Below are 21,121 nucleotides of genomic sequence, written 5' to 3' on the forward strand. Positions count from 1 at the left end.
AGCGAGAATTCATTCCCCGTCAAGGTTCCCTTAGCCTCATTGGTATTGGGCCAGGAGCATTAGACCAACTGACCCTTGCAGCACGCTCTGCCCTTTTGGCCGCCGATATTCTTGTGGGCTACGAACTTTACCTCGAATTGCTTGCTCCCCTGCGGCGAAGCGGACAGATGGTGGCGGCCTATGGAATTACCCAAGAGCGAAAACGCGCCCAAGCAGCGATTGATCTGGCCCGCTGGGGGTTGAATGTGGCGGTGGTGTCTTCCGGAGACTGTGGCATCTACGGCATGGCGGGGCTGGTTCTGGAGCTATTGGCAGAGGCAGGGATTAACGACCTCCCAGTGGAGGTGTTTCCGGGAGTGAGTGCCGTCAATGCTGCGGCGGCTCGTCTAGGAGCGCCCCTAATGCACGATTTTTGCACCATTAGCCTCAGCGATCGCCTGACCCCTTGGGCGGTTATTGAGCAGCGCCTACGGGCAGCGGCGGCAGCGGATTTTGTAACTGCCCTCTACAACCCCCGTTCGCGCGATCGCCAGCACCAACTGGTCAAGGCCAAAGCCATTTTTCTAGAATACCGCTTGCCCCAAACCCCAGTCGCAATCGTTCGTGCCGCCTACCGCCCTGAGGAGCAGATTACCCTCACAACCCTTGGCGCCTTCCAACCGGAAACGGCGGATATGTTCAGCTTGGTGCTCATTGGCAATGCCAGCACCCGCCGCTTTCGGGATTGGCTGATTACCCCTCGCGGCTATTCAGCTACCCTACAGCAGACCTGCCTGACCGAGTAGGCTAAAGCAAACTGAATTGACGAGACTGAGGGCAATGGAGCCTAAGAGGGCACTCCAAAAGCCATTGCGTAGGGTAAACCCCTCTACAAACGCAGCGGCAAGGGCAAAAATGGCGGCATTAATAATCAGCGCAACCAAGCCAAACGTGAGAAAAATAAAAGGAAAGGCGAAGAATTTCAAAACTGCTCCCAAGGTGGCATTCAACAGGCCAAAAACAATCGCTGACCACAAGGCCGTTGCAAATTTATCAATTTCTACGCCCAGAAACGGCAGGCGCGACACAATAAACAAGCTAATACTGGTGACAATCCAAGTAATGAGTAAACCCCACATACGCAGCTCCCCACAACACTAGACAACAATCAAAACAAAAGGTAGGACTGGTATTCCAAAGGTGACACTGAACCAGTAGCCAATCAGGCTCAGGAAAAGACTCAGTGGCAGCGCGAGACACAATGCCCCCAGCAAATAGGAGATAAACTCCTGCACCCTCTGCCAAAGGAAATCAAAGGTCACGTCTAACATATAGCCATTGGCAGACACCAGTAAGGCAGCTTGGGACACCACATGCTCCTCTAGCAGCGTTTCCTTTATCTTAGGACAAAGGGGAAAGGGTAACATTTCAGACATGAATTATTGTTAAGCCCCACGCTATTAGACTCTGAGGCGATAATAGAGAGAGAGCACAATGCACCGAGGTCGGCATGGGACAAAGTTGGCAGGTGGGGCGTGTCTTTGGCATTCCCTTGTATATTGATCGCTCGTGGTTTTTCGTCATTTTGTTGTTTACATTTCTCAATGGCAGTGACTGGCAGGCCACCTATCCACAGTGGGGGGCAGGGGTATGGCTAATCGGGTTTGTGGTCTCGCTGCTGTTGTTTGCCTCGGTGCTCCTTCACGAGTTGGGACACAGCTTAGTGGCGCGCTCCCAAGGGATTACGGTGCGCTCGATTACCCTTTTTCTCTTTGGGGGCATGGCGGCTATTGAGCGAGAATCCAATACCCCCGGTCAAGCGTTTCAGGTGGCGATCGCCGGGCCGTTGGTCAGCTTTGCCCTCTTTCTCCTGTTACAGGGGACAGCCGCAACCCTGCCGCGGGAGGATCTCCTTCACGAACTATTGCACCATTTGGCCAATATCAACTTTGTCTTGGGGGTCTTTAACCTTTTGCCGGGTCTTCCCCTCGATGGGGGTCAAGTGCTCAAGGCCGCCGTTTGGAAATTAACGGACAATCGCTTTCAGGGGATGCGCTGGGCAGCGCGATCGGGACAGGTCTTGGGCTGGCTGGCCATTAGTTTTGGTCTCTTTGTCACTCTCCTTGGCAGTGGCAATGGGCTGTGGTTGGCGCTGTTGGGTTGGTTTGCCCTGCAAAATGCCACGCTTTACTATCGCCTCAGCCAGCTTCAAGAAGCACTGCTCACCCTGACGGCGGCTGATGCCATGACACGGGATTTTCGCGTTATTGAGGGAACGCTGTCGCTGCGGGAGTTTGCCGATCGCTATCTGCTGTTGGCCGATCGCCAGCCCACGGCCTACTTTGTGGCCACGGAGGGGCGCTATCGGGGCTATTTGGATCCCCACGCCCTGAACCATGTGGAGCGCAGCCACTGGGAAGTTACTCCTGTGGAGGAATTAGCCGTCCCCCTGCGGGCGATCGCTACCGTTAAAGAAGCCGATTCCCTCGCCAAGACCGTTTGTACCCTAGAGGAGCAACAGCAACGCTTTGTTACGGTTTTAACCCCTGCGGATGCGGTGGCTGGCATCATTGATCGCGGCGATATTCTACTGGCTCTGGCCAAACGGTTGCACTGGCAACTGGGGAAACAGGACATTCAACGTCTCAAGCAGGAACGGCATTATCCCCCTGAACTGCAATTGTTGGAACTGGCACGCACTGCCCTGCAGTTTCAGGGGAGCGATCGCCAGAAGCCAGTGGCTTTACCCACACAGCAAGGATAGATTAATAGATTGCCTTGATTGAGTTTAATTGAGTTTAGAGAACGCGCCCTGGAGGACTCGAACCCCCGACATCCGGTTTTGGAGACCGACGTTCTACCAACTGAACTAAGGACGCAAGGCTGTTTACAGAGGGCGATCAAACCGTGCTTTGATACGGGAGGCTTTACCCACGAGGTTGCGCAGGTAGTAGAGCTTGGCACGGCGAACTTTCCCCCGCTGGATTACTTTTATACTATCAATTCGTGGCGAATGTAGCAAAAAGACGCGCTCAATGCCCACCCCTTGAAAGACACGACGCACCGTGATTGTGCGGTTAATTCCTGTACCCCGCATGGCAATTACATCTCCTTCGTAGGGCTGAACGCGCTCTTTGCCGCCCTCTTGAATTTTAACTCCGACGCGAACGCGATCGCCCACCTGAATCACGGGCAAGTCAGTCTTCATTTGCTCCGCTTCAATCGAGCGAATAATGTCTTGGGCGTTCATGACAGTTCCTTAACTCGCAATCTCCTAGCATACCCTAAGCATTTAGACTTGTCTAGGCTAATTTTTTATTTCTCGCTTTGCAGAGCTTGAAGCGTATATCCCAAACTCAGCAGCATCCGCCGCAGTAGGGGTAGGCTCAAGCCAATCACATTACTGGGGGTACCGATAATTTTCTCGACAAAGGCACCGCCTTGGCCATCAAGGGCAAAACAGCCTGCACAGGCCAGAGGTTCACCAGAAGCGACATAGGCAGCAATTTCGGCATCGCTAATATCCGCAAAAACGACTTGGGTGGACTCCACCTCAACACAGGTGCGGCCCTGCCCCAGATCAATCAAGGCATGACCGGTGAGCAGCTCTCCTGTTTGACCGCGCATTCGCTGCCAGCGGGCGATCGCCACCTCTGCTGAGGCAGGCTTACCATAAATTTCTCCCCCCAGCACCAATACAGAGTCGCAGCCCAAAATTAAGGCCGGGGGTGGGTAGGTTTGAGCCACGGTTTCTGCTTTACACCGTGCCAGCAATCGCACGAGTTCTGTCGGCGTTGCGGCTTGAATAACCGATTCATCAAAGTCACTTGGTTGAACAATTGGGTTGAGGCCAATCTGTTGCAGCAACTGGCGTCGCGCTGGGGAGGCTGAGGCAAGGACAAAAGGCACCATAGCACTGCTTGCAAAGTCCCTAACTCCATAATCTCACATTGAAATTATTAAAGCTGCATGAGCCATGCTATTGAGGGCTTATTATCTAGGTGTTGCGTCTGGAGTCAGATGAATGACGAGTGCAGCCTACACCTACACTCCCCCTGGCGGGTTACCCCAGGATGCGCCGTTACCCGATCACTTTTTGCCCTACAAAACCCTCCAGTCGCTACCGGAAATGTGGCCCCTATTGGCGCAACGCCATGGTGATGTCGTGGCCCTTGATGCCCCCTACGAAGACCCCGCCACCCGGATTACCTACAGTGAACTCTACCAACGCATCCAACGCTTTGCCGCCGGTCTCCAAGCCCTGGGTGTTGCTGCGGGCGATCGCGTGGCCTTATTTGCTGACAATAGTCCCCGCTGGCTGATTGCCGATCAAGGGAGCATGATGGCCGGTGCCATTAATGTCGTTCGCAGTGGGACCGCTGACGCCCAAGAGCTTCTCTACATTTTGTGCGACAGTGGTTCAACCCTCCTACTGATTGAAAACTTGGCTACCCTGCGCAAACTTCAGGATGGCTTAGCAGAGACACAGGTAAAAACCGTTGTTCTGCTGAGTGCGGAAGCGCCGGAGCTTGAGCATTTTCCTCTGCGGCTTTTGAACTTTGGTCAAGTCTTTAGCGAAGGACAGTACGGCACAGTGCGGGCGGTAGCCATAACCCGCGATGACTTAGCAACACTGATGTATACCTCCGGTACCACGGGTCAACCCAAGGGCGTGATGGTGACCCATGGGGGACTGCTCAGTCAAATTGTCAATCTCTGGGCCATTGTGCAGCCGCAGGTGGGCGATCGCATCCTCAGCATCCTGCCCGTTTGGCATGCCTACGAACGGGTCGTCGAGTACTTTCTCTTTGCCTGTGGCTGTAGCCAAACCTACACCAACCTGCGCCACTTCAAGAATGACTTAAAACGCTGCAAACCCCACTACATGGTTGCAGTACCGCGCATCTGGGAAGGCTTTTATGAAGGGCTGCAAAAGCAACTGCGGGATGCCCCGCCCCTCAAACGATACCTTGCCCAGTTTTTCCTCAGTGTCGGCCAGCAATATGTCCTGCAACGGCGACTGCTCACAGGACTGAGCCTAACCAACCCCCACCCTAGTCGTTGGCAAAAATTTCTTGCCCGCCTGCAAACCTTCTTCCTGAAGCCCCTCTACGCAGTGGGGGAGAAGCGGGTCTATAGCAAAATTCGCGAAGCCACCGGCGGTGAGATTAAACAGGTGATTAGTGGCGGCGGCGCCCTCGCTCCCCATTTGGATACCTTCTACGAGGTCATTAACTTAGAGGTGCTGGTGGGCTATGGCCTCACAGAAACGGCTGTGGTGCTAACCGCTCGCCGCTCTTGGGCTAATCTACGGGGATCGGCTGGCCGACCCATTCCCGATACTGCCATTAAGATTGTAGATCCAGACACCAAAGCTCCCGTTGATTTTTGGCAAAAAGGGCTAGTGATGGCTAAAGGTCCGCAAGTGATGCGCGGCTACTATAACAAACCTGAAGCCACCACTAAAGTTCTGGATGCTGAAGGCTGGTTTGATACTGGTGACTTGGGCTACCTCACCCCCAATGGGGATCTCGTGCTGACGGGACGGCAAAAAGACACGATTGTGCTGAGCAACGGTGAAAATATTGAACCCCAACCCATTGAGGATGCCTGCGTCCGCAGTGTCTATATTGATCAAATCATGCTGGTGGGGCAAGATCAAAAGGCGCTGGGTGCACTGATTGTGCCCAATTTGGAGGCGCTGGAGCAGTGGGTCACGGCTAAGGGATACCGCTTGGCGTTGCCGCACCGACCGGCACCGGCAGGTACCGGTGAAGTAGTGACCCTGGAGAGCAAAGTGATTGTTGATCTCTACCGCCAGGAACTGCTGCGGGAAGTGCAAAATCGCCCTGGCTATCGCCCAGATGATCGCATTGCCACATTTCGCTTTGTCCTCGAACCCTTTACGATAGAAAATGGTCTTTTGACCCAAACTCTAAAAATTCGTCGTCATGTCGTGAGCGATCGCTACCGCGATATGATTAACGCCATGTTTGAGTAATCTCCATGAGAGACCCTATGGATACTAAACTGCTCCTGCGGCGCCAGATTCTGGTGAAAGCAATTGTCACTCCTGAGTGGAAAGACGATGCCCAAAGGCAGCTTCAAGCCCAACTGAATCAAGTGGATAGCCAAATTCAGCAGTTGGACTTTCAACTGCAGCAAGTGATTGACCAGCTGCGTAAAAGCAATGAAGCAGCCGATGTAATTAATGCCCGTATTCAAGACGTTCAAGGGCAAGCCAACAACCAAAAAGCAGAACTCTTACAGCAAAAAAATATGATTCTGCAACAATTGGATCAGGTGCAACGCCTAGAAATGGGGCAGGAAGTGGATCAAGGTCAAGTGGACAACTTCTTTTATGTCACCAAAGGAGACAACCTGATCCAAAAAATGCAGGTGGAAATTCTCCTGCGCAATGGTGTCATTGAAGAAATTCGCGGCACACTCTAAGTTGCATTTCCAGTGAATTTAACTCCCTCTCGATTGCCAACCAAGGATAGCAGCCTCTATGATTCGTGAACTGTTCATGCCCGCCCTCAGCTCCACCATGACCGAAGGGAAAATTGTCTCTTGGCTGAAATCTCCCGGCGATAAGGTGGCCAAAGGGGAAACCGTGCTGATTGTGGAATCCGACAAGGCCGATATGGATGTGGAGTCCTTCTACGATGGCTATTTGGCGGTGATTACCGTACCGGCCGGCGAAGTGGCACCCGTCGGCGCCACCATTGGTCTGGTGGCAGAAACAGAAGCAGAAATTGCCGAGGCTCAGGCAAAGGCCAAGTCCCTTGGGGCGGCGACAGATTCTACGGCTGCTCCTTCTGCGGCTACAAGTAACGGCTCAGGAACAACCTCTGTCGCAGTAGCTTCTCCCCCCAGTGCTCCCACTGCGCCGACTGGGCGAGTGATTGCTTCGCCTCGCGCCCGCAAATTGGCCAAGGAACACCACATTGATTTGAAGACGCTTAAGGGAACGGGTCCCCATGGTCGGATTACCGCTGCCGATGTGGAAGCCTTGATCGGTGTACCCGCACCGCCTGTTACACCAGTGGCGACGCCCCCTGCCCCTGTCCCCCCAGCATCCGCTGCCACGGCTCCAGTTGTGGCGAAAGAGGATTTGGTGCCCTTGACAACGCTACAAAATGCCGTTGTGCGGAATATGGTGGCCAGCCTTAGCATTCCTGACTTCCATGTGGCCTACACAATTACCACGGAGGCACTGGATCGGCTGTACCAGCAAATTAAGGCCAAAGGGGTGACGATGACAGCGCTCCTTGCCAAGGCGATCGCCCTGACGCTGCAAAAACACCCGATTATGAATGCCTACTACACAGAGCAGGGGATTCAATACCGCCGCGACATTAACATTGCCGTTGCTGTGGCAATGCCAGGGGGTGGTCTGATTACACCGGTGCTGAAGAATGCCGATCAAATTGACATCTATACCCTCTCGCGGACGTGGAAGGACTTGGTGGAGCGGGCACGCGCTAAGCAACTGCAACCCGAGGAGTACAGCACGGGCACCTTTAGCCTCTCCAATTTAGGCATGTTTGGCGTTGACTTTTTCGATGCCATTCTCACCCCTGGTCAAGGGGCAATTATGGCCGTGGGAGCCTCCCGTCCGACGGTAGTGGCCACAGAGGAGGGCCTACTGGGAGTGAAACGGCAGATGAAGGTGAATCTTACCTGTGATCACCGCGTGATCTATGGTGCCGATGCAGCCGCCTTCCTTCAAGATTTAGCGAAACTCATTGAAACCAATCCCCAAGCCTTGACCCTCTAAGCTGGGACTGCCCTGCTAGAAATCAGGGATGTTTGCAATTCCCTCGCTGCCTCAGGGGAGCAATCTGACGGTAGAGGTGAGCGATCGCCTTGGCATTATTGGTAACAATGGTTCTGGCAAAACAACCTTTATCCTTCTCCGTGCCGCTGTTCCCAAGCTACAGCGGGAGAGAGAACAACACAGGATGGCGATCGCCGGAAGCCTGGCCATGCCGCCCCAGTGGAGCCTTGAAGCAGACTATGTGTAGCCGAGTTCTTCCCTTCGAGGCAGGGCATCTGCGTTCCCTAGGGCTGTAGCCTATGCTGCGTCATCGCGTTTGGTTGTTGCTCATTCTCTTCTTTTGGAGTCTTTGCTGGACGATTTGGCCGATACAGGCACAACCCTCAACCCTGATTCGCGGCGTTTGGCTGACAACCAACGATTTACCGCTCCTGCGCGATCGCCCTCAGTTGGAGGCAACCCTCAATGAGCTACAGCGGCTGAACTTCAACACCCTCTATCCTGTTGTCTGGAACTCAGGCTATGTCGGTTTCCCCAGTGCCACGGCCAGAAATCTAGGCATTCAGCCCTTTGTGCTGCGGGGGATTCAAGATTACGACATTCTTGCAGAACTCACCCAGCAGGCGCACTGCCGTAACCTTTTAGTCATTCCTTGGTTTGAATTTGGCTTCATGGTGCCGGAAACCTCAGAACTCGCCCTTGCCCATCCCGACTGGCTCACCCAAGGGGTCAATGGTCAAACGACTCGCTTGACGGCAGCGGGAGAAGTAGCTTGGATGAATCCTTTTCATCCCCAAGTCCAAGAATTTCTCACCAACATTGTTCTTGAAGTATTGCGGCAGTACCCCGTGGATGGTGTGCAGTTTGATGACCACCTCAGTCTGCCCGTGGAGTTTGGCTACGATCCCTATACCCGTGCCCTCTATCAGCAGGAAACTAAAAAGCCCGTTCCCGATAATCCCCGCGATCCGGACTGGATGCGCTGGCGCGCGGACAAACTTACCGCGTTTGTGCAAAGGTTGCGGCAGCGGGTAAAGCAGGAATTTCCCAATGCCATTTTTTCCGTTGCACCGACCACATTGCCCACCGCCTACCAAACATTTCTCCAAGATTGGCCCCAGTGGATCGCCCTTGGACTCCTTGATGAAGTGATTGTGCAGGTCTATCGCTACAATCTGCCTAGCTTTGTGCAGCAGCTAACGCAACCGGAAATCCTGCATGCTCAAGCAAGAATTCCCACTGCCGTCGGTGTCCTCACGGGGCTACGTACCAATCCTGTGCCCATTGAACTGGTGGATGCTAAAGTGGAGGCTGCCCTGCGCTCAGGACTAGGAGTGTCCTTTTTCTCCTTTGAGACCCTCTGGGGGCGGGGGCCCGAACCCCGCGATCGCCGCCAGAAAGCGATTCTCTTTCATTTTCGTCAGCCGCTGCCGAGGCGATTGTTTGCTCAAGGGTGTCCAAAGGCTTAGAGTTTACTGCCACACTCCGGACAAAAGCGATGGGTAGAGATGGTTTTTGCCCCACAGTTGGCACAGTAGATCAATTCGGCAGCCTTTTCGAGCACCTTGCGTTCCGGCAAACCCAGCATTTGCGAATTGGGCTTACCAGGGGCAACCATTGGATAGCAGTTTTCGTCGCGGGTCACATGGGCATCTAGGAGCACAGGACCATCGTAGGCCAAGACCTCTTCGACAATAGCATCCAAATTATGGCGATCTGTGACCCGCAAGCCCTTGACGCCGTAAGCTTCCGCCAACTTGACAAAATCGGGCATCCCCTTGGCCATACTGGAATGGGAGTAGCGCTCCTCATAAAAGGCCTGTTGCCACTGCCGCACCATTCCCTGCCAGAAATTGTTAATAATCACAGTCTTGACGGCAATGCCGTACTGCGCCAATGTCGCCAGCTCTTGGGAATTCATCTGGAAACTGGCATCGCCACTAATACAGATCACCTGCTGATCTGGTAATGCCACCTTCACGCCCATGGCCGCCGGCATCCCAAAGCCCATCGTACCTAAGCCCGCACTGGAAATCCACCGCCGAGGGCCATTTTTCAGGAATTGTGCCGCCCACATCTGGTGCTGACCCACATCCGTGGTGTAGTAGGCATCGGGAGCGTGGCGCCCAAAGGCCACAATCACCTCTTGGGGGGAGAGTTCACCGCTAGGCTGTGGCACGACAAGGGGATAGTCCTCTTTCCAGATTCTGATCCGCTCTAGCCATGCTTGGGTGGCAGGTTCCACAGGTTCCCCGCTGTCTTCAATCTGTTTGAGGATTTGCTGAAGCACGGGTTTGACACTACCCACAATCGGCACATCGGGCACGCGGTTTTTCCCCACCTCCGCAGGATCAATGTCAATGTGAATTACCTTGGCACGGGAGGCAAATTCATCCAGTTTACCCGTCACGCGATCGTCAAACCGCGCCCCCAGGGCAATGAGCAGATCACATTCACTGACGGCAAAGTTGGCATAGGCAGTGCCATGCATTCCCAGCATGCCCACGGAAAGGGGATGGGACTCAGGAAATGCCCCCTTCCCCATCAGGGTTGTAGTCACCGGAATCTGGAATAGCTCTGCCAATTTGAGTACTTCCTCGTGGGCACCCGCTGTAATCGCGCCCCCCCCCACATAAAGTAAGGGGCGTTTGGCTTCACGAATCAGTTGAACTGCTTGGGCAACTTGACGGGCATTGCCGCGAATGGTGGGACGATAGCCCCGCAGCTTGACCTGCCCCGGCTCAAGGGGTTCGTACTCACAGACTTCTAGTCCCACATCCTTGGGAATATCCACAAGCACAGGCCCCGGACGGCCGGTGGTGGCAATATAGATTGCCTCGGTAATAATGCGTGCCATCTCCTTGGCGGCGCGCACGACGTAGGAGTGCTTGACAATGGGCAGCGTAATGCCAAAAATATCTGTTTCCTGAAAGGCATCGGTGCCAATGGCAGAGCGAGGCACTTGACCGGTGATCACCAGCAGCGGGATGGAGTCCATGTGGGCCGTGGCAATGCCTGTAACTAAATTTGTTGCCCCTGGTCCTGAAGTGCCAAAACAGACTCCCACTCGGCCTGTGGCACGAGCATAGCCATCAGCGGCATGGGCTGCCCCTTGTTCGTGGCGCACTAAAATGTGCTGAATCCTCCCTTCGGACTCAGCACGATAAAGTTCATCGTAAATCGGTAAAATTGCTCCACCAGGATAGCCAAAAATATGCTTAACGCCGTGACGGCATAGGGTATCAATAAGAATGTATGCTCCAGTTGCTTGCACAGGCCAACCTCGTCGGGCAGTGGTGGTGGATATTCCTAGATTCTAATTTTTCAATTAGGGTCTCGGCAAGAGCACAAAGGCTTGAAAGCATTGAATCATTGGCCTTAAACTCCTCAATCCTTAACATATCTTTGCAATTAGCATCTGCCTCTCTTGCTGAAAAAAAATGATATTTAGTTAGGCAAAATGCGCATTAAGGGTTGGCCATACTCAATGGGTTCAGCATTTTGCACCAGAATTTCCACCACTTGGCCATTGACTTCGGCTTCAATTTCGTTCATCAGCTTCATGGCCTCAATGATGCAAACCACTTGGCCTTTTTTGACTGTGTCCCCCACTTCCACAAAGGGGGGTTCATCGGGAGCGGGGGCACGATAAAATGTTCCCACCATTGGCGCCACAATATCCACAGTTTTGCGGTTGGCAGGGGGTGGCGTCGGCTCTGGAGCAGGGGCAGGCGTGGATGTGGTGGCCGAGGGGGGAGCTGGAGCCACAACCACAGCGGGGTTGCTGCTGATCTGCTCACGCTTGCGCAGTTGAAGTTCCAGTTCACCACTCTTAAGGTTGAGTTCGGTGACGCTGGTTTGGTCAAACATTAACAGCAGTTCGCGCACTTGGTTGAGGTCAAGCTCCACACCCATTACTCCTATTCGCGGCCAAGATACGTATCTGAGCGAGTATCAATGCGAATCCGATCACCTACGGAGATAAATAACGGTACCATGACTTGGGCACCGGTTTCGACAATGGCGGGTTTTGATCCACCGGTGGCGGTATCCCCTTTAACACCCGGATCGGTTTGCACCACTTCTAAAACCACGGAGTTGGGTAGCTCTACCTCGAGAACCTGCTCACCCCATTTAACGATATTGACTTCCATACCTTCTTTAAGGTACTTAGCGCGATCGCCGATTTGTGCAGCGGTGAGGCGAGCCTCTTCATAACTTTCCATGTCCATAAAGACATAGTCTTCACCGTCTTTATAGGTGTGCTGCATCGTGCGTTTTTCAAGGGTGGCTTGGGGAACAGTCTCGCCAGCGCGGAATGTGCGCTCAATCACGTTGCCCGTTTGCACATTCTTTAGCTTTGTACGCACAAAGGCCGAGCCTTTCCCAGGTTTGACGTGCAAAAATTCAACGACTCGCCAAACGGCACCGTCAAGCTCAATACTTACACCGGGGCGAAAATCATTACTGGAAATCATGTCCTACCGTGCAGTTCACCAAGCTAATATTGTATCCCTGAGCGTTACTGTTCCTAACACTGTTTAAGAGATTTCCCTAGAGCCAGATCCATTGGCACCCCTTGGAATTCCCAAGGGGCGATCGCCCCTCTCAATGCTAAACTAAGGAGTAATGTGAACGATATGCCAAGGACAGTAACAATGGCTGCAACCCTTGAATTGAGTCAAGAAAACGTTGAAAAAGTCCTTGATGAACTCCGCCCCTATTTGATGGCCGATGGCGGTAATGTCGAACTTGTGGAAATTGAAGGGCCGGTGGTACGGCTGCGGTTACAGGGTGCCTGCGGTTCCTGCCCCAGTTCGATGATGACGCTGCGCATGGGCATTGAGCGTAAATTAAAGGAATCCATTCCCGAAATTGCGGAAGTCCAGCAGGTTCTCTAAATAACTGGCCGCTGGGGAGAGATAGAGAGTGGCGATCGCGATCGAGTTAACACCAGATCAGATTGATCGTCTGGACTTATCTCCCCTGCACCATGTCCTTAATCCCCTGATTGCAGAACAGCGACTTTTAGCTCATCACCAAGCGCTGCGTTTTAAGATTGACTATCCCCGACCGGCGGATGAACCTGATCTAGAACTTTCGGAATTGCCGGCCGTGCGCCTCTGGTTCATTCGTGCCGATGTCTGCTACCCATGGCTACCCTACTTACTGGATTGGTCGGCGGGAGAACTCGTGCGCTATGGGGCAATGCTCGTGCCCCACGAATTTCATCCGCAGCAGGGCATTATCTTCAACCCCCAAGCCCTGGATATTTTTGTAATGACTAAAGTGTTTACCCTTTGGCAGTGGCTTCAGGGACAGGGCTATCCTGCGGCTGAAAAGGTTAAGGGGATGGCTGCCATGTTTGGTTATGAGCTGGATAGCAATCTCTTTACGCTACTGCAATAATTATCGGTATGACTACCACCTTGGGGATTGATTTTGGTACCTCAGGGGCGCGGGCGATCGCCATTGATCCTGAAGGGAACATTCTGGCCACCTCCCGTCGTCCGCTTCACCAACCCGATCAGCCCCAAGAATGGGCAGCGACGCTGCGGGCATTGACTTTGGATATTCCAAGCGCCATTCGGCAGCAAATTCAGCGGATTGCCATTGATGCCACCTCTGGCACCGTTTTCCTCTGTGATGCACAGGGGCAACCCTGCTCACCTGTTCTCCTTTACAACGACGATCGCGCCCAAGCTCATGTTCAAACGCTGCGGCAGATTTTAGCCGCGGATCACCTTGTCCTGAGTGCGACGAGTAGTCTCGCCAAGCTGTTGTGGCTCCAAAGCCACTACCCAAGCGCCAGTGCTGTTTTGGTACACCAAGCGGACTGGCTGGCCTTTTTGCTCCACGGTCAACTGGGCATTTCCGACTGGCACAATGCTCTAAAGTTGGGCTATGACGCGGCAAAGGAAGCTTACCCTGATTGGTTAAACCACCCGATGCTTGCGCCGTTACGGCCCCTCCTCCCTAAGGTCGTTCCCCCCGGTACGGTTCTGGGAAAGGTGACGGCAACGGACTTAGGCTTGTCTCCAGAGTGCCAAGTGTGTGCCGGTACCACCGATAGCATTGCTGCCTTTCTAGCCAGTGGTGCCTCTGAGGTGGGCGAAGCGGTAACATCCTTGGGATCAACCCTTGTGCTGAAGCTGTTGAGTGCCTCTAGGGTAGAGGATTTAGCAACCGGCATCTACAGTCATCGCTTGGGCGATCGCTGGCTGGTGGGGGGCGCCTCCAACTGTGGTGCAGCAATTTTGGCGCAGTTTTTTAGCCCGGAGGAATTGGAACGCCTCAGTGCCCAAATAGATGTCCATCAGCCCACCGGCTTGGACTACTATCCCCTGCTGAAGCGGGGCGAACGCTTCCCCATTAACGATCCCCACCTAGAGCCTCGCCTAGAGCCGCGCCCCGACGACCCTCGCCTCTTTCTGCAGGGACTCCTTGAAAGTCTGAGTCGCATTGAAGCCCAAGGCTATAGGCAATTACAGCGTTTGGGGGCGTCACCCTTAAAACGGGTCTGGACAGCGGGAGGGGGTGCGCGCAATCGAGCATGGTTAGCGCTGCGTCAGCAATACCTAGGGGTGCCGGTGGCCGTTGCGCCTCACACGGAGGCCGCCTATGGGGCAGCCCGTCTTGCCCAAGGAACCACTCCACTGGGGTATAACTGCTGCTGAATTTCCAGCTTCAGCCGATTGAGGATATGGCGCTGATCCAGTTGACTGAGGATTTGCTGGACAACGGTTTTGGGTCCTGCAGGCCCCCAGCCCGCACCGTTGGCAAAGTAGGTTTTGGCCACTTGCCCCACTGTGTAGGAAGACAAGCCGGCAATCCCTGCTTGGGTCATGGCCACGGAGAGGTAAGGACCCAGGGCAATGCCACCGCTCATGGGTGTAGCCAATCCCAAGAGTCCTTTGAGGGAACTCAGTCCCAAATTGACAGCAAATTCCCCTAAGCTAATGCTGCCCATGGCAAGGGCAATGGTTTGGAGCAGATCCTGGGCGCCTGCATCCGTGAGTTCAATGTCGTACAGCCGCGAGAGCAGTTGAATCGTCGTCAGGTCAATGACGGCACTGCTGACCATATCCAGCACGGTGATGGGGTTGAGGGCGATCGCCAAGGCTTTGGTCACTGCCCCTTTCCAAATCAGTTGGTTGGCCTCCTGATCTCGCAAGGCCAGCTTGTAGCGGGCCAATTCTTCACTCACCTTCTTGGCAAAGAGCATGGAATTGAGGGCAATCAGGGCTTTTCCTTCTCGCTCTAGCACTTCCAAGATCTTCCGTTTTAGGGGTTCCACCTGGGGAGCACCAACGGTCATTTTCACCTGAACCCGTCCTTGGCTATCCCGCTGCACTTGGGGCACAAGGGGGGCTGCTGCCACCATGACAATTTCTTCGGGGGAAAGGAGTGCCTTAACACGCTCATCGCGGATTTTAATATAAATCGCCTCGCGATCGGCCTCCGGATACTGATCCACTTTGTTAAAGACTAGAATCATTGGCTTTCCGGCCTGCCGCAATTCACTGAGGGCTTGGTATTCGAGACGGGTCAAGTCGCCGGCAACCACAAAGAGAATCAAATCCGCTTGGGCAGCCACCTCCCGCGCTAGTTGTTCCCGTGCTGCGCCGTTGACTTCGTCCAACCCAGGGGTATCGATCAGGCGAATAGGATTGCCCCGCTGCGCTTCAGAGATTTGCCAAAGGACACTGGCTTCTTCCTGAGTGACCCCATGAATGGGGCCTGTGGCAAAGTAGGGTTCCCCCAGCAGTGCATTTAACAGGGAGGATTTTCCCCGCCCCACCATGCCAAAGACGGCAATTTGCACCACACCATAGTGGAGCTTGTGGAGCATTTCTTCGAGATCGGCGATCGCGCGGGCGAGGGGGGCTTTTGCGGTTCCAGTCGCCTTGCATTCAAACAGTAATTTTTCCAGGGCACGCTTGGCGGCCTCATAGCTCAGGGCACTTTGATAGTCCTCAAGGTCGTCAATTGTGCCTTGAAGTTCCCTTAGGAGAGAATTCGGGGGCGATCGCTCTACCACAGATGCAAAACTAACATCAAAAAGATTTGCTTTTTATTTTAAGGGAAAGAACGGGACTGGTGCGATTTGAACGCACGGCCTAGCGCTTAGGAGGCGCTCGCTCTATCCGACTGAGCTACAGCCCCAAGGAGACACCTTCTATCCTAGCGAGTTTTGATCCCTCCTAGGCTGCTGTGGTGACTGTTGCCCTATTGGCTAAGGCATCAATTTCCTGAAACAAGCGCTCCAGGGGGGCATTGGGTTCTAGAAATGAGAAGAGATGCTTGTAGCGGAGCTTGCCTTCTTGATCAATCAGAAACTGCGCAGGTAGCGGTGCCCCCAAAGCTTGTCCGGTGCGGTACTGACGAAAGACGTGGCAACCGGGGTCATAGAGTAGAGGCATCTTTAAGCCCATCTCTGCCTTAACTTTCTCGCTTTGCTGGGCATCAGTACTAGTCACCACCAGCACGGCCACCCCTTTGCCTTGAAAGGTCTCATAGTTTTCATTCAGGGCCTTGAGATAGGGATAACACAGCGGGCAGTATTGATGCTCTGTAAAGATACGAGTAAACACCAGCAGCAGCGGCTGCTCTTGCCACACAGCCGAAAGGCGAACAGGCGCGTTTAGCCCTACAGCGGGTAATTCCCCATCTGGAACCAGCGCACCTCGCTTCAGTTGGTTTTGGGGCGGCAGTGGCCATGCATTTTGCCAAAACCGGTTACTCAAAAGGCCGCTGAAGTTTGTGGAGGTGAAGAATGGTAGTTGTACAGCCATCGCTGCCTCCCCTTGTGGCATCAAAAGTTGCAGTGCACTTCTTAGCGATCAACAGATCCCATAATCACGTCAATACTGCCAAGGATAGCCACAATATCCGCCACTTTCATCCCCTTCAGCAACTGGGGCAGCACTTGCAGGTTATTAAAATCCGGTGGCCGAATCTTCCAGCGCCAAGGGAAGACATTGTCATCCCCAATCAGGTAAATCCCTAGTTCCCCTTTCCCCGATTCAACGCGCACATAGTGCTCTCCTTTAGGAATCTTAAACGTGGGGGCAAGCTTTTTGCCAAGGTACTGGTAGTCGAAGCTATTCCACTCTGACTTGGCGCCTTCGAGCATGCGCTTGGCCTCTAGGTTTTCATAGGGGCCACCGGGAAGACCATCTAAGGCTTGGCGAATGATCTTCACCGATTCGCGCATTTCTTGAATACGGACAATATAGCGGGCAAGGCAATCGCCTTCTGTGGCCACGGGGACATCCCAGTCAAAGTCGTCATAGCACTCGTAGTGATCCACCTTGCGCAGATCCCACTTCACCCCGGAGGCACGGAGCATCGGCCCCGATAGCCCCCAATTGATGGCATCCTCACGGCTAATTTTGCCCACCCCCTGTAAGCGCCGTACAAAGATGGGGTTGTTGGTGATGAGGCGCTCGTACTCATCCACCTTGGGCAGGAAGTAATCACAGAAGTCGCGGCACTTCGTCACCCAGCCATAGGTGAGGTCGGCAGCTACCCCCCCAATGCGGAAGTAGTTGTTGTTAATGAAGCGCATCCCTGTCGCCGCTTCAAAGAGATCGTAGATGTACTCCCGCTCGCGGAAGATATAGAAAAAGGGCGTCTGGGCACCGACATCCGCCAAAAAGGGACCCAGCCACAGCAGGTGGTTGGCAATGCGGTTCAACTCCAGCATGATCACGCGGATGTAGCTGGCGCGTTTGGGTACGGGAATCCCCGCCAACTTTTCGGGAGCGTTGACAGTAACCGCCTCGTTGAACATCCCTGCGGCGTAGTCCCAACGACTCACGTAGGGAATAAACATGATGTTGGTGCGGTTTTCGGCAATTTTCTCCATCCCGCGATGGAGGTAGCCAATCACCGGCTCGCAGTCAATGACATCTTCGCCGTCCAGGGTCACCATTAACCGCAAAACCCCGTGCATGGAGGGATGATGCGGCCCCATGTTGATGACCATGGGTTCTGTGCGAGTCTCTATCGTGGGCATAGATGGAAGTTCCGCTAAAGGGGTGAATGCTCAACCTTACCTTTTGATATGCTACACAGGTTTTCCCCGCTTGCCAATTCAAACTTCCTTATGGTTTAGATAACGGTACCATCGGGAATCACGGCATTTTTCAGAATCACCACGACACCGCTGCGAATATAAAATCCCTGATCCTCACGGTTGGATTCTTCAACATGGTCTTTGTTGATGATTTTGACATCGTGGCCAATGCAGGCATTTTTATCCACAATTGCCTTGCGAATCACACTGTTGGCACCAATGCCGATGGGGATTTTGTGTTGCAGAGTCAGCTGGTGGCGCTGCGCTGAATCTTGGTAGTAGTCTGCTCCCATCAACAGGGAATGGTCAATAACACACCCCGATTCCACTCGCGATCGCACCCCCAAGACGGAACGGTGGACTTGGCATTCTTTAAGGATGCAGCCCTCACTGATAATGGATTCCGTAATTGTGCAACTCAGCATCTTACTGGGGGGTAAGTACCGCGGACGGGTGTAGATGGGCGCGTTTTCGTCGTAGAAGCTAAAGGGCGGCTGCGGTTGTTGGGTGAGGGCAAGGTTGGCTTCGTAGAAGGTTCCAATCGTCCCAATATCTTCCCAATACCCATTAAAAACGTAGGTCTGGACAAGATGAGAACGGGCAGCAGCGGGGATAATTTCCTTGCCAAAGTCAGTGGCATCGGCCATCTGTTCTAGCAAATCAATGAGTACTTGCCGCTTGAAGACATAAATCCCCATCGAGGCAATGTAGGGCTTGCGCTGGGCTTCCTCCAAACTAAGCCCGTAACGGGTTGTGTCCACCCGCATATCCCGTAGAGCATCCCCCGTGGGCTTTTCGCGGAAGTCAATGACTCGGCCTGTGCTATCTACCTTGAGCAAGCCAAAGCCAGAGGCGGCCTTTTCATCCACGGGCAACACTGAGAGGGTAATATCAGCACCCGTTTCGCGGTGACGCTGCACAAACAGCCGGTAATCCATGCGGTAGAGGTGATCTCCCGAAAGAATGAGGTACTCATCAACATCCCAATCAGCCAACAGCCACAGGTACTGTCGCACGGCATCGGCGGTGCCTTGAAACCAGTTGGGATTTTCTGGAGTTTGTTGGGCTGCCAAGACTTCGACAAAGCCGCCCGTCAGGCCGGGGAAGGTATAGGTACGGGCAATATGGCGGTTGAGGGAGGCGGAGTTGAATTGGGTCAGGACGTAAATGTTGTTGATTTCGGAGTTAATGCAATTGCTCACAGGAATATCAATGAGGCGATACTTGCCAGCAAGGGGAACCGCAGGCTTGGCTCGACGCTTGGTTAAGGGATAGAGACGCGTGCCGGCACCGCCCCCTAGGATAATTGCCAAGACTCGTTTCATGGACAACTCCATCTAATGGCCACATCAACAGTGTACGCCGTGCCGGTACTTGTCTTTGTAAAGGGGTGGCTTTTTGGTAAAGAAGCTGCGCAATGGCATGATAATGATACTTGGTCTTGATCCCAAGCGGGGAGGGGCAACATGGGATTCGTGGATATTGCGATCGCCGATCTGGCAGCGGACTACGGCGTGTCGGTCGAAACGGTCTGTGCATGGTGCGATCGCCTTGGTATTCGCTATAGCGGTCCGCAAACACGCTTGCCCCTTGAGGATGCCAAAGCCATTATTTTGGCTTTAACGAACTCTGTCCCCACCAAGGATCAACCAGATACACCGCAATCGTAAGACCTGCTTATTGGGAGAACTATGTTAAAAAAATGCGTTTGGCTTGCGGTCGCTCTCTGCCTCTGCCTCTGGCAACTGGCCACGGGCACAGCACTGGCCGCTCAACTGACCCCTGAAGTCTTGACCGTTCCCCTCAACAGTGAGGGCAAAACAATTACGCTGACGGAAAAACAATACCTAGAGGGTAAGCGCCTCTTCCAGTATGCCTGTGCCTCCTGTCATGTGGGGGGGATCACCAAAACGAACCCCAGCTTGGATTTGCGCACAGAAACCCTCGCCCTCGCCACGCCGCCACGGGATACCATTGAAGGCCTAGTGGACTACATGAAGAACCCCACCACCTACGACGGTGAGCAAGAAATTGCGGAGGTTCACCCCAGTCTGCGCAGTGCCGACATTTTCCCGAAAATGCGCAACCTGACGGAGAAAGACTTGGGGGCGATCGCCGGCTACATCCTCGTTGAACCCAAAATCTTGGGGGATAAATGGGGCGGTGGCAAAGTTTATTATTGATGACCCATAACAAGGATTTTCCCAATACCCATGTACCAACCTCACTTTTGGCAACGGTCTCTCGGCTGGCTTTGCGGCGGTCTTTTGATTCTGCTGCTGGGCTGGGCGATCGCGCCGGCAACGGCACTGGCAGCCGCCGGGGTAGATAACTATGTGATCCAATACCTCAAGGTAACGGACACGGTTGAATTACCCCTCAATGATCGCGGTGAGACCAAAACCTTCACAGCAGCGGATCTGACCCGTGGCAAGCGGCTCTTTGAGGAAAACTGCAAAAACTGTCATGTCGGTGGCAGCACGTTACCCAATCCTTTGGTGTCACTTTCCCTAAAAGATCTAAAGGGGGCAACACCGCCACGGGATACGATTGCCAGCCTCGTTGCTTTCCAGCGATCGCCCATGTCCTACGATGGCAGTGAAGAAAGCTATTCCTGCCGCCGCGTAAGTGAGGACTGGTTAACGACGGAACAGCTTGAGGCGTTAGCTGCCTTTATTTTGCGAGCAGCCGCTGTGGCTCCCGGTTGGGGCGTAGAACGCTTTCCAGACAGCGCCCCCTAGATTGGGAACTTTGCTACACTAACTTTTGGTGAGTCTTACACCCCTTGATTTTTGGCACTTTACCCAGACCCTGACGCATTCTAGGAAAGGAGAACTCCCTTGAAAAAGCTACTCATGCGCATTTTCGCGATCGCCAGCGCTCTATTTGTCAGCCTTACCCCTGTCGCCTTCGCGGCTAATTTGGCCAACGGCGCTAAGGTCTTTAGCGGCAACTGCGCAGCCTGCCATATGGGTGGCGGCAATGTGGTGATGGCTAACAAAACCTTGAAAAAAGAAGCGCTTGAGCAATATGGCATGTACTCCGAGGAGGCCATTATCTACCAAGTGCAGCACGGTAAAAACGCCATGCCGGCCTTTGGCGGTCGTCTCACCGAGGAGCAAATTCGGGATGTGGCTGCCTATGTGATGGATCAGGCGGCCAAGGGGTGGGCAGGCTAAGAGCACACTGCCCCTAGTCATTTCAGCGAGGGTGTAGGCAGGGGTTCTACACCCTTTTTATTGTCACCGCCTTCAGAGAGAGAGGGCGGACTTGCCGCC

General features: G+C 53.8%; 25 protein-coding genes and 2 tRNA genes. 14 read left to right on the forward strand and 13 right to left on the reverse strand.

The window, feature by feature from the left end:
* On the forward strand, positions 1-785 hold a 785-nt coding region (cobJ, locus tag Q0683_RS03860), incomplete at its 5' end, for a precorrin-3B C(17)-methyltransferase (protein ID WP_298976387.1).
* On the opposite strand, the gene Q0683_RS03865 is transcribed toward cobJ, so the two are convergent.
* Positions 759-1,118 (reverse strand): phage holin family protein, encoded by a 360-nt coding sequence (locus Q0683_RS03865; protein ID WP_298611779.1) that lies wholly within the window; start codon positions 1,116-1,118, stop codon positions 759-761. The two genes, cobJ and Q0683_RS03865, sit on opposite strands and share 27 nt — an antisense overlap.
* 18 nt (positions 1,119-1,136) lie before the next feature.
* Positions 1,137-1,415, reverse strand: coding sequence for a hypothetical protein (locus Q0683_RS03870; protein WP_298611776.1), 279 nt, complete (start codon positions 1,413-1,415; stop codon positions 1,137-1,139).
* Positions 1,416-1,489: 74 nt separating this feature from the next.
* Between Q0683_RS03870 and Q0683_RS03875 the strand changes: the two genes are divergently transcribed.
* Positions 1,490-2,743, forward strand: coding sequence for a site-2 protease family protein (locus tag Q0683_RS03875; RefSeq protein ID WP_298976390.1), 1,254 nt, complete (start codon positions 1,490-1,492; stop codon positions 2,741-2,743).
* A 42-nt stretch (positions 2,744-2,785) separates the two neighbouring features.
* Here Q0683_RS03875 and Q0683_RS03880 read toward each other — a convergent pair.
* The 3 genes from Q0683_RS03880 to Q0683_RS03890 all read right to left on the reverse strand — a co-directional run bounded on the left by Q0683_RS03880 (position 2,786) and on the right by Q0683_RS03890 (position 3,891).
* Positions 2,786-2,858, reverse strand: a tRNA-Trp gene (locus tag Q0683_RS03880).
* An 8-nt stretch (positions 2,859-2,866) separates the two neighbouring features.
* Entirely contained in the window at positions 2,867-3,229 is a 363-nt protein-coding gene (rplS, locus tag Q0683_RS03885) for a 50S ribosomal protein L19 (protein WP_298976392.1), read from the reverse strand.
* 65 nt (positions 3,230-3,294) lie between these two features.
* Positions 3,295-3,891 carry a nucleoside triphosphate pyrophosphatase gene (locus tag Q0683_RS03890; protein ID WP_298611767.1) on the reverse strand — a complete coding sequence of 199 codons (597 nt, stop codon included), beginning with the start codon at positions 3,889-3,891 and terminating at the stop codon, positions 3,295-3,297.
* A 112-nt stretch (positions 3,892-4,003) separates the two neighbouring features.
* On the opposite strand from Q0683_RS03890, the gene Q0683_RS03895 reads away from it, so the two are divergent.
* From Q0683_RS03895 to Q0683_RS03915, 5 genes are read left to right on the forward strand one after another with little or no spacing between them, the layout of a single operon-like run.
* Positions 4,004-5,980 carry an AMP-binding protein gene (locus tag Q0683_RS03895; RefSeq protein ID WP_298611764.1) on the forward strand — a complete coding sequence of 659 codons (1,977 nt, stop codon included), beginning with the start codon at positions 4,004-4,006 and terminating at the stop codon, positions 5,978-5,980.
* A gap of 17 nt (positions 5,981-5,997) precedes the next feature.
* Positions 5,998-6,432: a YlqD family protein gene (locus Q0683_RS03900; protein ID WP_298976395.1), complete on the forward strand. Its 435-nt coding sequence runs from the start codon at positions 5,998-6,000 to the stop codon at positions 6,430-6,432.
* A gap of 58 nt (positions 6,433-6,490) precedes the next feature.
* Positions 6,491-7,762 (forward strand): dihydrolipoamide acetyltransferase family protein, encoded by a 1,272-nt coding sequence (locus Q0683_RS03905; protein ID WP_298617963.1) that lies wholly within the window; start codon positions 6,491-6,493, stop codon positions 7,760-7,762.
* A gap of 28 nt (positions 7,763-7,790) precedes the next feature.
* Positions 7,791-8,009 (forward strand): hypothetical protein, encoded by a 219-nt coding sequence (locus Q0683_RS03910; protein WP_298616019.1) that lies wholly within the window; start codon positions 7,791-7,793, stop codon positions 8,007-8,009.
* Between the two features lie 52 nt (positions 8,010-8,061).
* Positions 8,062-9,231 carry a glycoside hydrolase family 10 protein gene (locus Q0683_RS03915; RefSeq protein ID WP_298616016.1) on the forward strand — a complete coding sequence of 390 codons (1,170 nt, stop codon included), beginning with the start codon at positions 8,062-8,064 and terminating at the stop codon, positions 9,229-9,231.
* Here Q0683_RS03915 and ilvB read toward each other — a convergent pair.
* From ilvB to efp, 3 genes are all read right to left on the reverse strand, one after another.
* Entirely contained in the window at positions 9,228-11,036 is a 1,809-nt protein-coding gene (ilvB, locus tag Q0683_RS03920; protein WP_298976398.1) for a biosynthetic-type acetolactate synthase large subunit, read from the reverse strand. The genes Q0683_RS03915 and ilvB overlap by 4 nt on opposite strands.
* Before the next feature lie 173 nt (positions 11,037-11,209).
* On the reverse strand, positions 11,210-11,671 hold the full coding sequence (gene accB, locus Q0683_RS03925; RefSeq protein WP_298616023.1) for an acetyl-CoA carboxylase biotin carboxyl carrier protein: 462 nt from the start codon (positions 11,669-11,671) through the stop codon (positions 11,210-11,212).
* 11 nt (positions 11,672-11,682) lie between these two features.
* Positions 11,683-12,240, reverse strand: a complete 558-nt coding sequence (gene efp / locus Q0683_RS03930) for an elongation factor P (protein WP_298616013.1) — start codon at positions 12,238-12,240, stop codon at positions 11,683-11,685.
* A 180-nt stretch (positions 12,241-12,420) separates the two neighbouring features.
* Here efp and Q0683_RS03935 point away from each other — a divergent pair, with 180 nt between their 5' ends.
* The 3 genes from Q0683_RS03935 to Q0683_RS03945 are packed head-to-tail and all read left to right on the forward strand — an operon-like array spanning position 12,421 to position 14,439.
* Positions 12,421-12,663 carry a NifU family protein gene (locus tag Q0683_RS03935; RefSeq protein WP_298976401.1) on the forward strand — a complete coding sequence of 81 codons (243 nt, stop codon included), beginning with the start codon at positions 12,421-12,423 and terminating at the stop codon, positions 12,661-12,663.
* Positions 12,664-12,691: 28 nt separating this feature from the next.
* Complete coding sequence (locus tag Q0683_RS03940) at positions 12,692-13,171, forward strand: CRR6 family NdhI maturation factor (protein WP_298616010.1); 480 nt, start codon at positions 12,692-12,694, stop codon at positions 13,169-13,171.
* 8 nt (positions 13,172-13,179) lie between these two features.
* Positions 13,180-14,439, forward strand: a complete 1,260-nt coding sequence (locus Q0683_RS03945) for an FGGY-family carbohydrate kinase (protein WP_298976403.1) — start codon at positions 13,180-13,182, stop codon at positions 14,437-14,439.
* Here the strand turns inward: Q0683_RS03945 and Q0683_RS03950 are convergent.
* The 5 genes from Q0683_RS03950 to Q0683_RS03970 all read right to left on the reverse strand — a co-directional run bounded on the left by Q0683_RS03950 (position 14,382) and on the right by Q0683_RS03970 (position 19,168).
* A complete protein-coding gene (locus Q0683_RS03950) occupies positions 14,382-15,803 on the reverse strand; it encodes a GTP-binding protein (protein WP_298616006.1) in 1,422 nt (473 codons plus the stop codon). The genes Q0683_RS03945 and Q0683_RS03950 overlap by 58 nt on opposite strands.
* Positions 15,804-15,854: 51 nt before the next feature.
* Positions 15,855-15,928 (reverse strand) — tRNA-Arg (locus tag Q0683_RS03955).
* Positions 15,929-15,966: 38 nt separating this feature from the next.
* Positions 15,967-16,557 (reverse strand): peroxiredoxin family protein, encoded by a 591-nt coding sequence (locus Q0683_RS03960; RefSeq protein ID WP_298616004.1) that lies wholly within the window; start codon positions 16,555-16,557, stop codon positions 15,967-15,969.
* A 41-nt stretch (positions 16,558-16,598) separates the two neighbouring features.
* Positions 16,599-17,783, reverse strand: coding sequence for an NAD(P)H-quinone oxidoreductase subunit H (locus Q0683_RS03965; RefSeq protein ID WP_298616002.1), 1,185 nt, complete (start codon positions 17,781-17,783; stop codon positions 16,599-16,601).
* A gap of 95 nt (positions 17,784-17,878) precedes the next feature.
* Complete coding sequence (locus tag Q0683_RS03970; RefSeq protein ID WP_298616000.1) at positions 17,879-19,168, reverse strand: glucose-1-phosphate adenylyltransferase; 1,290 nt, start codon at positions 19,166-19,168, stop codon at positions 17,879-17,881.
* A gap of 141 nt (positions 19,169-19,309) precedes the next feature.
* Here Q0683_RS03970 and Q0683_RS03975 point away from each other — a divergent pair, with 141 nt between their 5' ends.
* The 4 genes from Q0683_RS03975 (at position 19,310) to petJ (ending at position 21,022) form a co-directional block, all read left to right on the forward strand.
* Positions 19,310-19,513 (forward strand): translation initiation factor IF-2, encoded by a 204-nt coding sequence (locus tag Q0683_RS03975; protein ID WP_298615998.1) that lies wholly within the window; start codon positions 19,310-19,312, stop codon positions 19,511-19,513.
* 21 nt (positions 19,514-19,534) lie between these two features.
* Positions 19,535-20,026, forward strand: a complete 492-nt coding sequence (psbV, locus tag Q0683_RS03980) for a photosystem II cytochrome c-550 (protein ID WP_298615996.1) — start codon at positions 19,535-19,537, stop codon at positions 20,024-20,026.
* Positions 20,027-20,056: 30 nt separating this feature from the next.
* Positions 20,057-20,584, forward strand: a complete 528-nt coding sequence (gene psbV2, locus Q0683_RS03985; protein WP_298615993.1) for a photosystem II cytochrome PsbV2 — start codon at positions 20,057-20,059, stop codon at positions 20,582-20,584.
* 99 nt (positions 20,585-20,683) lie between these two features.
* Entirely contained in the window at positions 20,684-21,022 is a 339-nt protein-coding gene (gene petJ / locus Q0683_RS03990; RefSeq protein WP_298615990.1) for a cytochrome c6 PetJ, read from the forward strand.
* Positions 21,023-21,121 lie beyond the last annotated feature (99 nt).

Origin of the sequence: uncultured Thermosynechococcus sp. (assembly GCF_938074695.1) — a bacterium.
Taxonomy (GTDB): Bacteria; Cyanobacteriota; Cyanobacteriia; order Thermosynechococcales; family Thermosynechococcaceae; genus Thermosynechococcus.